We start from the raw sequence: 11741 nt of genomic DNA on the forward strand, positions 1-11741 counted from the left end.
CCCCGCCCGGTTGGTCGGACAGGCCCGTCCCGCGGAGCGGGCCGGGTTCACGCGGCCGGCGGTCTCCGAGCGCGGGTGCTCAGCGCGGCGGCCGCCCGACGGTGGACGGCTGCCGCGGGGGCCGGTCGGTGCGGCGCTCGGGCAGTCGCAGTTCGCACCAGACGGCCTTGCCCGCCGACCGGGGTCGCCAGCCCCAGGAGAAGGCGACGTTGCTCAGCAGGAACAGCCCGAAGCCACCCGTCTCGTCCGCGCGGTACAGCGGCCGGGGCCTCGGCGGGTGCGGATTGCCGTCGGTGACCTCGATCCGCAGCACCCGCGGGCCGCGGGCGAGCAGCAGCGACTCCGGGCCGTCGGCGTGCCGGCAGGCGTTGGTGACGAGCTCCGACACCAACAGCACCGCGTCCGCGACCACCATCGGATCGGGTACGTCGGCGAGGACGGCGGCGGTGAAGGCGCGGGCCTCGCCGACCGCGCCGGGCCTGCGCGACAGGGGCAGCCGCCGCGCCCACGTCGGGGCTCCGCCGCCCCGTGACGGCTTGTTCGTCGGCGACAGCCGGGCTCCGGTCATGCCATCGGTCCTCCCGGTCGAGTTCGGTGCGACACGTTCTCGTCGCTCGTGGGTCGGTGCTCGAAGCTCAGTGCCCGACATGGGGCCCGGTGCGCCGTTGCGGGCGGGCCCCGGCCGGCGTACCGGCAGCCCGTCCGGTCTGGTCGGCGGCCCGCGGCTCCCGCCGGGACGCCTCCGCGCCCCCACGGGTTCCACGGGCCCGGCCGTCCGGTCCGGACCCAGGGCTCGCGCCTACCCCGGCGGGCGGACCGCTAACGCCGGCCGCCACCGGAACGTGCGGGGCCCGCCGATGGGGGCGACCGGAGCGGCCCCACCGCCGGCCGGCTCACTCGGCCTGGACGGCGATCAGGCAGGTGTCGTCGTCGGTGTCGGCCGGGCTGAGTTCCAGCAGGCGGTCCAGGTAGCGCTCCAGGTCCGGGCCGGGGGCACCGGCGGAGCGGATCAGCTGGTCCACGGACTCCTCGACCGAGCGGTCCCGGCGCTCGACCAGGCCGTCGGTGTAGAGCAGCAGGACCTCGCCCGGGGCCAGGTGGGCGGTCTGCTCCTCGTACGCGGCCTCCTCGACGGCGCCGAGCAGCACGCCGCGGGGCAGCGGCAGCACCTCCGCGCCGTCGGGGCCGAGCCGGACGGGGGGCAGGTGACCGGCTCGGGCCCACCGCAGTTCGCCGCCGGCCGGGTCGAAGACCACGCAGACGACGGTGGCGGTGACCTGCCCGGGGTCGCGCATCGCGGCGGTGTTGGCCCATTCCAGCAGCCGGCCCGGCCCCGCGCCGGTGACGGCGAGGCCGCGCAGCGTGTGCCGGAGCGCGACCATGCCGGTGGCCGCCTCGACGCCGTGGCCGGCGACGTCGCCGACGGCGAGCAGCACCCGCTTGTCGGGCAGCACGAGGACGTCGTACCAGTCGCCGCCGACCCGGTCGCGCCTGGCGGCCGGGCGGTACCGGACGGCGGCGCGCAGGCCGGACGCGCCGAGCGGGGGCGGCGCGGGCGGCAGGATCGCCTGCTGGAGGCGGAGGGCGAGCTGCTCGCTGACCGCGGCCTCCTGCTCGGAGTCGGCGAGGCGTTCCCGGGTGGCGCCGAGCGCGATCTCGGTGCGGTGCTGGGCGGACACGTCGTGGTAGGCGCCGCGGATGCCGGTCAGCCGGCCGTCGTCGTCGAGGACGGGCTCGGCGACGACGCGGGTGTAGCGGTGCGTGCCGTCCGGGCGGGCCAGCCGAAAGACCGCGGAGGAGGTGCGGTGGCGGTGCTGGACGGTGTCGACCAGCCTGCGGACGGCGGCCTGGTCGTCGCGGTGGGCGTACCGGGCCAGGTGGAGGAACGGGACGGGGGCGCTGTCGGCCGGCAGGCCGTACAACTCTGCCAGGCCGTCGCTCCACAGGATCCGGCCGGCGGCCGGGTACTCCTCGAAGCCGGCGACACGGGCGAGCCGCTGGGCCTGGCGCAGCAGGGCCGCCTGCTCCCCCTCGTCGGCCCGCATCTCCAGCTGCCAGCTGACCAGCAGCCGACCACCGAGCGGGGCGGCGGCGAGCAGGACGGTGGCGGGCAGGGCCCGCTCACCGTCGCGGAAGACCAGCCGCACGCGTTCGGCGGGCAGCGCCTCACCGGATTCGTGGACACGGAGCAGCCGCTCGAAGAGGCCGCCGGCGCCGGCCGCCGGGTAGGTCTCCAGGAATGAGGCGCCTTCCAGCGAGCTCCCGGGCCGGCCGAGCGGATCCGGGAATCCCTCGCCGGCGCGGACGATCGTGAAGTCGGTGACACGGCCGTCCCGGAGGGCCGGTTCGAGCAGCAGGGCGGGGCTGAGCAGCCCGTCGAGGACCGCCGCCTGGTGTTCGTCGGGGGGCGGGGGCGGGTCCGCCGTGTCGAGGAGGGTTGCGCAGAGGCCGGCGAGGCCGCGCAGTGAACGACGTTCGGCCGGGGCGAGGGACGGCCCGGGGGCGGGCCAGACGACCTCCAGGGCGCCGTGGCACCGGCCGGCGTCGCGCAACGGCAGGACGGCACGGGCGGAGCCGGCCGCGACGGAGGGGGCGGACGCCGCCCGGTCGCCCGGCCAGAGCTCCGCCCCTGAGGACCGGACCCGCTCGGCCGGGGTGCCCACGCCCGGCGGGACCCGGCTCCAGGCGGTGGCCTCGGCGGCGGGCAGTCCGGCGTGCGCGGCGAGTTCGAGCGCGCCGTCCGGCAGCCACCGCCAGACGGCGACGGCCCGGGCACCCGACGCCGCCCGGGCATGGTCGAGCACGGCCTCGGCCGCGTGTTGCAGGTCGGGGGTCACGGCGAGGCCGGGGGCGGGGACGGGGACGGCGGCGCGTTCAGGCGCGGGTGCGCCGGGTGCGCCGGGTACGTCGGGTACGTCGGGCACGCCAGGCACGCCGACTGTGCCGTCGGGCCGCCCGACGATGTCGGCGGCCAGGGTCACGGCCGGGACCCCGGCCCGACGCGCGAGCCGGGCGAGCTCGGCCGCGGCCTCGACGGGCGGGACGCCGAGGCGTTCGGCGAGGACGCCGGTGGCGAGGTCGGCCAGGGAGCGGTTGCGCTCCTCGGCCCGGGTGCGGGCGGCGGTGCGCTGGAGTCGGCGCACCACGGCGGCAAGGGCCCGGGCGGTGTCGGCCTCGGGGCCAGGCCCGGCCGTCATGAGGACTCCAGCCAGTGCCGCATCCGGTCGAGCAGCAGGCCGATGTCGACGGGCTTGGTGACGTGGTCGTCGGCGCCGGCGGCGAGGCTCTTGCCCTCGTCCCCGGGCATCGCCTTGGCGGTGACGGTGATGACCGGCAGCCGGGCGAAGCGCTCGTCGGCGCGGATCGCGGCGATCGCGGCGTAGCCGTCGAGGCCGGGCATCATCACGTCCATCAGGACGAGGCTGGTCTCGGGGTGGCCGCCCAGCATGTCGAGGCAGGCGCGTCCGTCGGCGGCGTGCAGGACGGTCAGGCCGCGCTGTTCCAGGGCGGCGGCGAGCGCGAAGACGTTGCGGATGTCGTCGTCGACGATCAGGACGGTGCGTCCGGCGAGCTCTTCGTCGACGGGCGCGGGGGCCGGGGCGGGGGCTGGGGCGGCGGGGCGGCCGCCGAGCAGGCGGATCACCCGTTCCCGCAGGTCGTCCAGCCCGTGGGTGATTTCGATGCCTCCGACGACGATGGCGGAGGGTTCCGTGGCGCCGTTGCCCTCGTAGCCGAGCACGGGCGTCCGGTCGCCCAGGGCCGCGAGCAGTCCGGGCGCGAGTTCGGCGGAGCCGGTGAGGTCGCACACGACGCAGCGGTAGGGGCCGGCGGCGAGGGCGCTCCGCAGTCCGGCCTCGTCGCCGGTGCTGTGGACCGTCACCGGCGGTTCCGGCGTCCCCAGGGCTTCCACCGCGGTGCGGGTGAGCAGGGTGAGCAGGGCCGGCGGGTCGGGTTCGACCACGAGGACCTGCGGTTCGACCGCCGGCCGGCCCTCGGGGCGTCCGGGCGCGCCGAGCGGCAGGTAGAGGGTGAAGCGGCTGCCCCGGCCGCTGGCGGAGCGGACGGTGATGGTGCCGCCGAGCAGCCGGGCGAGCTCGCGGCTGATCGACAGGCCGAGGCCGGTGCCGCCGAACCGCCTGCTGGTGGTGCCGTCGGCCTGCTGGAAGGCCCCGAAGATGGTGTCCAGGTGGGCGGCGTCGATGCCGATGCCGGTGTCCTCGACGTGGAAGGCCACCGCCTCGGCGGTGCGGGCGAGTTCGGCCGGCAGGTCCGGCTCCGTCACGCGCTCGATCCGTAGCTCGACCCGGCCGCTGTCGGTGAACTTGACGGCGTTGGAGAGGAGGTTGCGCAGCACCTGGCGCAACCTGTCCTGGTCGGTGACGAGTTCGGCCGGTGCCGCCGGGTCCAGGGTGGTCTCGAAGGCGAGGCCCCGCTGGTCGGCGAGCGGCCGGAAGGTGGACTCGACGTACTGCAACAGCTCCTGGACGGCGAAGGGTTCGGGGGTCAGCTCCATCTTCCCGGCCTCGACCTTGGAGAGGTCGAGGATGTCGTTGATGAGCTGGAGCAGGTCGGCTCCGGCGGAGTGGATGACGCCGGCGTACTCGACCTGCTTGGGGGTCAGGTTGCCGGCGGCGTTCTGCGCCAGCAGCTGGGCGAGGATGAGCAGGCTGTTCAGCGGGGTGCGCAGCTCGTGGCTCATGTTGGCCAGGAACTCGGACTTGTACATCGACGCGAGGGTGAGCTGGCGGGCCCGTTCCTCCAGCTCCTGGCGGGCCTGTTCGATCTCCAGGTTCTTGGCCTCGATGTCCCGGTTGCGCTCGGCCAGCAGCGCGGCCTTCTCCTCCAGCTCCGCGTTGGAGCGCCGGAGCTCCTCCTGCCCGTTCTGCAACTCCTCGGAGCGGTCCTGGAGTTCGGCGGTGAGTCGCTGGGACTCGCCGAGCAGTTCGTCGGTGCGGGCGTTGGCGAGCAGGGTGCCGATGTTGACGCCGCAGGATTCGGCGAACTGGGCCAGGAAGTCCCGGTGGACCTGGCTGAACGGATGGACGGAGGCGAACTCCAGCACGCCGATCAGCCACTCCTCCAGGGCGATCGGCAGGAGCACCAGCGAGCGGGCGTCCGCGGCCCCGGCGCCGGAGGCGATCGTCGCGTAGCCGGGCGGCAGGTCGTCCACGACGATCGTGCGGCGGCTGCGGGCGGCCTGCCCGACCAGGGTCTCCCCGAGGCGCACCCGCTTCTGCGGCGGGTCGGCGGGCGACCTGCCGTAGGTGCTGATGCGGGCGAGTTCGGGCTCGGTGCCGTCCTCGGGCTCCCGGACGAGGTAGAAGGCGCCGTACTGGGCGCCGACCAGGGGCGTCAGCTCGTCCGTGATCATGTCGGCGACGGCCTGGATGTCGCGGCGGCCCTGGATGGCGGCGGAGAAGCCGGCGAGGTTGGTCTTCAGCCAGTCCTGCTCCTGGTTGGCGAGCGTGGTGTCGCGCAGCGACCCGACCATCGCGTTGATGTTGTCCTTGAGGTCGGCGACCTCGCCGGAGGCGTCGACGGTGATCGAGCGGGTGAGGTCGCCGGCGGCGACGGCGCTGGCCACCTCGGCGATCGCGCGGACCTGCCGGGTGAGGTTGCCGGCCAGTCCGTTGACGTTCTCGGTGAGCCGCTTCCAGGTGCCGGAGACGCCCTCGACCTCCGCCTGGCCGCCGAGCCGGCCCTCGCTGCCGACCTCGCGCGCCACCCGGGTCACCTCGGCGGCGAAGGAGCCCAGCTGGTCGACCATGGTGTTGATGGTGGTCTTCAGCTCCAGGATCTCGCCGCGCGCGTCGACGTCGATCTTGCGGGTGAGGTCGCCGTTGGCGACCGCCGTGGTGACCTGGGCGATGTTGCGGACCTGGTTGGTGAGGTTGTTCGCCATGGAGTTGACGTTGTCGGTGAGGTCCTTCCACGTCCCGGCGACGTTCGGGACGAGCGCCTGGCCGCCGAGTATGCCCTCAGTGCCGACCTCCCGGGCCACCCGGGTCACCTCGTCCGCGAAGGCGGAGAGCGTGTCGACCATGGTGTTGATCACTCCGGCGAGGGCCGCGACCTCGCCCTTGGCCTCGACAGTGATCTTCTGGGAGAGGTCGCCCCTGGCCACGGCCGTGGCCACCTGGGCGATCGAGCGGACCTGCCCGGTCAGGTTGGAGGCCATCACGTTGACGTTGTCCGTGAGGTCCTTCCAGGTGCCGGAGACACCCCGGACGGTGGCCTGGCCGCCCAGGTTGCCTGCCGTGCCGACCTCGCGGGCCACCCGCGTAACCTCGTCGGCGAAGGCGGACAGCTGGTCGACCATCGTGTTGATGGTCTCCTTGAGCTCCAGGATCTCGCCGCGCGCGTCCACCCGGATCTTCTGGGTGAGGTCGCCCTCGGCGACCGCCGTGGTCACCTCCGCGATCGAGCGGACCTGGGCGGTGAGGTTGTCGGCCATGACGTTGACGGACTCGGTGAGGTCGCGCCACGTCCCCGAGACGTCCCGCACGTCGGCCTGGCCGCCGAGCCGCCCCTCGGTACCGACCTCCCGCGCCACCCGGGTCACCTCCGCCGCGAAGGAGCCCAGCTGGTCCACCATCGTGTTGATGGTCGTCTTCAGCTCCAGGACCTCGCCCCGCGCGGTGACCGAGATCTTCTGGGTGAGGTCGCCCTCGGCGACCGCCGTGGCGACGTGGGCGATGGCGCGGACCTGGCCGGTCAGGTTGCCGGCCATGGAGTTCACCGAGTCGGTCAGGTCGCGCCAGGTACCGGCCACCCCGGGTACCCGGGCCTGGCCGCCGAGCCGCCCCTCGGTACCGACCTCCCGCGCCACCCGGGTCACCTCCGCCGCGAAGGACCCGAGCTGGTCCACCATCGTGTTGACGGTGTTCTTCAGCTCCAGGATCTCGCCGCGCGCGTCCACCTCGATCTTCTGGGTGAGGTCCCCGCGGGCCACCGCCGTGGTCACCTGCGCGATGTTGCGCACCTGCCAGGTGAGGTTCCCGGCCATCGCGTTGACCGAGTCGGTGAGCTCCAGCCACGTCCCGGCCGACCCCGGCACCCGGGCCTGGCCGCCGAGCCGACCCTCGGTACCGACCTCCCGCGCCACCCGGGTCACCTCCGAGGTGACCCGGGACAGCTGGTCCGCCATGCCGTTGAACACCGTGGCGATCTCGCCGAGCAGGCCGGGCCGGTCGGGGGTGAGCCTGGTCCCGAAGTCGCCGTCGCGCACCGCCGTCAGCCCGGCGAGCAGCTGTCGCAGGCCCTGCTCGGCCGGGTCCGCCGGCTGCGCGCCGGACACCGCCTGGTCGTCCATCCGTCCCACCGTCCGGATCGGCCGCACCCGGGGGCGCCGGGCGGCGCGCTCCGGGTCGTCGGGCGGCGGGCGCCGCCCTGCTCCCACTGTGCCACCCGTCGGCCGGACACGGCAGGCCCAGGCCCGCGACCCCGCGCCGGGCGGGCGGGCCGGCCTCCGGTGGGGGGCCACGCCATCCGGCACCCGGCGGCGTGAACCGGCGGCGGGCACCAGTCCCGAAGCCCGGGGCGCCGCCGGCCCCCGGGGTGACGGTGCCCCCGGCGGGGTCGAGGGTGCGTCGAAGAGCAGCCGCTCGATCCGCGGGCGGCGGCCCCCGCAGCAGCGCGGCAGTCCGCTGCGGGGGCCGGCAACGCCCGGCGGGAGGGGAGTTCAGCCCGGCGTCCCGGCGCCGGCCGGTGCCTGCGGCCCGTCGGCCCAGCCCGGGGAGTCCCGGTCGTCCAGCTCCTCGCGCAGCCGGGCGAGGGTGGCGGTGAGCAGCCGGGAGACGTGCATCTGGGAGACGCCGATCCGGGCGGCGATCTCGGACTGCGTCCAGCCGTCCCAGAACCGGAGCTTGAGCACGGTCTGCTCGCGCCGCGGCAGCCGGCCCAGCAGCGGGCGCACCGCGGTGCGGAAATCGGCGAGTTCGAAGTTCTCGTCGCAGCCGCCGAGTCGGTCGAGCAGGGCGCTCCCGCTCTCGTCGCTGTCCTGGTCGCGCAGCGCGTCCAGCGAGTTGGGCCGGTACACCCGGCCGGCGACCAGCCCCTCAAGGACCTGTTCCACCGTCAGGTCCAGGTCCTCGGCGATCTCCTCGGGGTGCGGGAGGCGGCCGAGTTCCTGCTCCAGCCGGTCCGACCCGCGGGCCACCTTCAGGTACAGCTCCTGCATGCTGCGCGGCACCCGGACCGGCCACGAGGTGTCGCGGAAGAAACGCTTGATCTCACCGGCGATGGTGGGGATGGCGTAGGTGATGAACTCGACGCCGCGCGCCGGGTCGTAGCCGTCGACGGCCTTGATCAGGCCGATGGTGCCGACCTGCAGGATGTCCTCCATGTCCTCGGCCCGGTGCCGGAACCGGGCGGCGATGAAGCGGACCAGCGGCATGTTGAGTTCGATGACGGTGCCGCGCACGTAGCTGTAGGCGTGGGTCTCGCGGGCGAGGCCGGCCAGCCGCTCGAACAGCGCGTCGCTGAGCTCGCGTGCCTCGGACTTGCCCATGGTGCGCAGCTCCGCATCGCTGGGACGCGGGGGCAGGTCGGGCGGGAGGCCGGACGGCGGCACGGCCGCCCGGTCGGTCCGGTGGCCGGTTTGCACGGGGACGGGGGTGGACACGGTGGCTTCTCCTGGGCATCGGGGCGAACGGCCCCGGCACCGCGAACGGACCGTTCACGTGCCGTGGGCTTCTTTCCCGAGAACCTCTGCCCGGCTGCTTCAAGCGACGGTCCCGGTGGCACCTGCGGGTGCGGGGAGCGTCGGGCTGGTCGCCGTGACCGCTCCGGTGGTGTCCTACCCGCAACATCCGGTTTCATCCCGATCTGTCATGATTTGCTGCCCCTGCTCCGGGTAGACGCCGCCGGGCAGTGACCCGAGGAAGGTGCCACGATGACCGTCCCCGTTCCCCCCGACCCGGACACCGAGCCGATCCCGCACCCGTACCCCGCACCGGGGCCGGGCGAAGGGCCCCGGCCCGCCCCGCCGCCGATCCCCCCGTTCCCGCGCCCGGAGCCCTTCCCGGACCCGGACCCGGCACCACTGCCCGAACCGCATCCCGGACAGGCGTGACCGCCGCCGCCCGGGGCGGCCGTCGGCCCGGTGCCGGCGGACGCCCGGGTCCGTGACCGCCGCCCGCCCGGATCGGGGCCGGCGGACGTCAGTGCCGGCGGACGCGGTGGTCGATCCGGGCGACGCGGTGGTCGAGCGGGGACGGCACCTCCAGCCACACCTGCTTGCCCGTGCCCTCCGGCAACGAGCCCCAGGCCCGGGCCAGCCGGTCCACCACCCGCAGGCCGTGCCCGCCCGGCCGGCCGGGGTCGGCGTGCGGACGCAGCCGCGGCGGCACCGGGCTGGCGTCCGCGACCTCGACCCGCAGCCGTTCGCCGTTCCAGCTCAACCGCAGCTCGCGCGGGCCGCCCGGGGCGTGCAGGCACGCGTTGGTGACCAGCTCCGACACCATCAGCAGGACGTCCTGCGTCACGGCCCGCTGCTCGTCGTCCTCTTGTCGCTCCTTGTCCGGTTGCTCCTCGTCCTGTTGCTCGCCGTCCTGTTGCGCCGCGTCCTCGCCGGGTAGCCAGTGCCAGGCCGCCAACGCCTGGCGGCTGAAGTCCCGGCAGCGCTGCACGGCGCCCTCGGCATCCTCCAGCCGGAGCCGTCGGGTCCGGTCGGGTTCCGGGAGCGGGCCTTCCCACGGGCGCTTCATCCGGTGCTCCTCAGTCGCCGTCGGAGGGAGGAGCGTCCGCCACCGGGCGGGGAGCCCGCAGCGCGGCGCCGAGGTCCGGGTGGATCCGCAGCACGCCGTCGACTCCGGTGAGCGCGAACAGTCTGGCGACCACTGGACGCGGGCCGGCCAACTCCATCCGGAGCCCGGCCGTCTCGGCGTCGAGCCGGGTGCGCAACAGGATGTTCAGCCCCGTCGAGTCGCAGAACCGCAGACCGGTGAGGTCGACGACGATCCGCTCCAGCCCCTCGTCCTCCGGCCCCTCGTCCGCGGGCAGGGCCAGCGCCCTGCGCAGCACGTCACCCGTGTCGTGGTCCAGCTCGCCGGTGACGGTGACGACCCGGGTCGCCCCCTCCCGGCCCGTGACGACGTGCAGACCGCCGCGTTCCTCGTCCCCCTCGCCGTCGCGGTCGGAGGGGTGCTCGGCTGGCCGCGGCATGGTGGGCTCCCGGTCCGCTCGGGACGGCGTCGTACCGTCCCGACCATCATGCCGCGCGGCGCGGCGGGCCGCACGGACGACCGGGGCCGGTGGTACCGCCGGCCCGGGCGGGACCGGGCCCGCCACGTACTCCTCGTCCTCCATGCCCCGCGTCTGTCCGGTCCGGCGGCGGTCACACACGCCGGAGGGCACGTCCGGAAGGCACGTCCGGAAGGCACGCGCGCGAGCCGACCACGTGGACGCCGCCGCAGACCGCCCCGGGTCCGGACGGCGACGTTTCGGCGGCGCCCGCCCGCCCGGCAAGACGCCGTCCATGACGTTCCGTGCACATCCGAACCCCCGCACCGTGGTCACCTACCTCGGCTACGTCAACGCCGGACGGCGGCCGCCCCCCGTGCCCGCCGGTCTGCTCGGCGCCGCCCACTGGTGAGCCGCCCGCCTCGGCCTGTCCGGCGAGGGCGTCGACCCGGCCACCGGCCGCCGCGTGCCGATGTCCGCACTGGCCGAGCAGCTCGTCGAGTACGCGACTCCCGGCCTCACCGCCGCGGGTGACCTCGCCGCCGTACGGTCCGGACTGGCCCGTCTGCACCGCCTCGGCACCGGCGCCGCCCGCCGGCGCCTCACCCTCCGCCGGTGCGGCCGGCTCACCGCCGTCGTCGGCGAACTCGCCGCGCTCACCACCTCGGCGGCCTGACCCGGCGGGGTTCCGGACACCCGGCCCGCGCGCCGTGGACGACCGGCCCTCGGGCCGCCTCCGGGCCGCGTCCGGTCGACCTCCGCCGGTGCGGCGCCGGGCCGATGATCACAGCGGCCGGTGCGGGCGTGCGGCGAACGAGTGGTCCGCGGGGGCCATCCCGGGCGCGGCGGCGTTGCGTCCGGGACGCGGCCACCCTCCGGAAGGTACACATGGGGCCGCTCGCCGCGAGGGCGGGCCGGGCGCCCGGCGCGGTCGGGGCCCGGGGCGAACGGGGCCCGGGGCGAACAGGGGATGAATGCGCACCACAGTCGAACTCCTGCTCTGGTGGGGGCTGTTGCCGCTGTCGAGCGCCCTGCCGATCAGTAGGGTGAGCCCGCTGGAGATGGCCGGCGGCGGCTGCCTCGGCGCGGGCGGTCGCGACGGCGCGGTCGTGGTCCGGCGCGCGTCCGGCGCCGCTGTGGGCGGTACGGCGCACCGGGCGCAGGCACTCCCGGCCTTCCCGCAGCCCCTCCTCGGCGACACCGCCCGGCTCGCCCTCGCCGTCGCCGTCGCGTCCGCCCGCCACCGGTGCGGCACGTTCCGCAGCGTCCGGCCCGCCCCTGCGTCCTCCTGCGCGGCACCGGCCTGCTCGACGCCCCGACCGGGGAAATCGGCCTCGCCCGGCGCGGCGCCGCCCTCGACCAACACGCCGCGGCCGGGCACGGCCGGGACGCCTTGACGGTCCGCGCCGCCGTCCTGCCGCTGCGCCGCCTGCACTCCGGGCTGCCCGGCGACTACGTGGCGCGGCTCGCCGTCGGCCTGGCGGCGCTGCTGGCGGCGATGGCCGCGCGGCTGTGACCGGCGCACCGTCTCGCCCACGGTTTCCACCCCGACCCGCCGG

General features: G+C 75.6%; 9 protein-coding genes. 3 read left to right on the plus strand and 6 right to left on the minus strand.

Features of this window, described 5'->3' with window-relative positions:
- Positions 1–79: 79 nt before the first annotated feature.
- The 6 genes from C2142_RS01125 to C2142_RS01150 form a co-directional block, all read right to left on the minus strand.
- Positions 80–568 carry an ATP-binding protein gene (locus tag C2142_RS01125; RefSeq protein WP_162002374.1) on the minus strand — a complete coding sequence of 163 codons (489 nt, stop codon included), beginning with the start codon at positions 566–568 and terminating at the stop codon, positions 80–82.
- 325 nt (positions 569–893) lie between these two features.
- A complete protein-coding gene (locus tag C2142_RS01130; protein ID WP_148640640.1) occupies positions 894–3197 on the minus strand; it encodes a SpoIIE family protein phosphatase in 2304 nt (767 codons plus the stop codon).
- Complete coding sequence (locus tag C2142_RS01135; RefSeq protein ID WP_148640641.1) at positions 3194–7312, minus strand: HAMP domain-containing protein; 4119 nt, start codon at positions 7310–7312, stop codon at positions 3194–3196. Before C2142_RS01135 ends, C2142_RS01130 begins: the two co-directional genes overlap by 4 nt.
- A gap of 369 nt (positions 7313–7681) precedes the next feature.
- Entirely contained in the window at positions 7682–8623 is a 942-nt protein-coding gene (locus tag C2142_RS01140; protein ID WP_241002303.1) for a SigB/SigF/SigG family RNA polymerase sigma factor, read from the minus strand.
- Between the two features lie 538 nt (positions 8624–9161).
- The gene (locus C2142_RS01145; protein ID WP_148640642.1) at positions 9162–9707 is read right to left on the minus strand and encodes an ATP-binding protein; all 546 of its coding nucleotides are present in this window, start codon (positions 9705–9707) and stop codon (positions 9162–9164) included.
- Positions 9708–9717: 10 nt separating this feature from the next.
- Positions 9718–10164 (minus strand): STAS domain-containing protein, encoded by a 447-nt coding sequence (locus C2142_RS01150; protein WP_148640643.1) that lies wholly within the window; start codon positions 10162–10164, stop codon positions 9718–9720.
- A 484-nt stretch (positions 10165–10648) separates the two neighbouring features.
- Between C2142_RS01150 and C2142_RS01155 the strand changes: the two genes are divergently transcribed.
- The 3 genes from C2142_RS01155 (at position 10649) to C2142_RS41385 (ending at position 11698) form a co-directional block, all read left to right on the plus strand.
- Positions 10649–10858, plus strand: a complete 210-nt coding sequence (locus tag C2142_RS01155; protein ID WP_148640644.1) for a hypothetical protein — start codon at positions 10649–10651, stop codon at positions 10856–10858.
- Between the two features lie 298 nt (positions 10859–11156).
- Complete coding sequence (locus C2142_RS01160; RefSeq protein WP_148640645.1) at positions 11157–11579, plus strand: hypothetical protein; 423 nt, start codon at positions 11157–11159, stop codon at positions 11577–11579.
- Positions 11576–11698, plus strand: a complete 123-nt coding sequence (locus C2142_RS41385; RefSeq protein WP_277347210.1) for a hypothetical protein — start codon at positions 11576–11578, stop codon at positions 11696–11698. Before C2142_RS01160 ends, C2142_RS41385 begins: the two co-directional genes overlap by 4 nt.
- The last annotated feature ends 43 nt before the right edge of the window (positions 11699–11741 follow it).

The organism is Streptomyces sp. CB01881, assembly GCF_002953255.1.
Lineage (GTDB): Bacteria > Actinomycetota > Actinomycetes > Streptomycetales > Streptomycetaceae > Kitasatospora.

Coding starts and splice junctions, on each gene's coding strand:
- C2142_RS01145 (WP_148640642.1), bottom strand. CDS start 9,707: ATGAAGCGCCCGTGGGAAGGCCCGCTCCCGGAACCCGACCGGACCCGA.
- C2142_RS01135 (WP_148640641.1), bottom strand. CDS start 7,312: ATGGACGACCAGGCGGTGTCCGGCGCGCAGCCGGCGGACCCGGCCGAG.
- C2142_RS01130 (WP_148640640.1), bottom strand. CDS start 3,197: ATGACGGCCGGGCCTGGCCCCGAGGCCGACACCGCCCGGGCCCTTGCC.
- C2142_RS01125 (WP_162002374.1), bottom strand. CDS start 568: ATGACCGGAGCCCGGCTGTCGCCGACGAACAAGCCGTCACGGGGCGGC.
- C2142_RS01160 (WP_148640645.1), top strand. CDS start 11,157: ATGCGCACCACAGTCGAACTCCTGCTCTGGTGGGGGCTGTTGCCGCTG.
- C2142_RS01150 (WP_148640643.1), bottom strand. CDS start 10,164: ATGCCGCGGCCAGCCGAGCACCCCTCCGACCGCGACGGCGAGGGGGAC.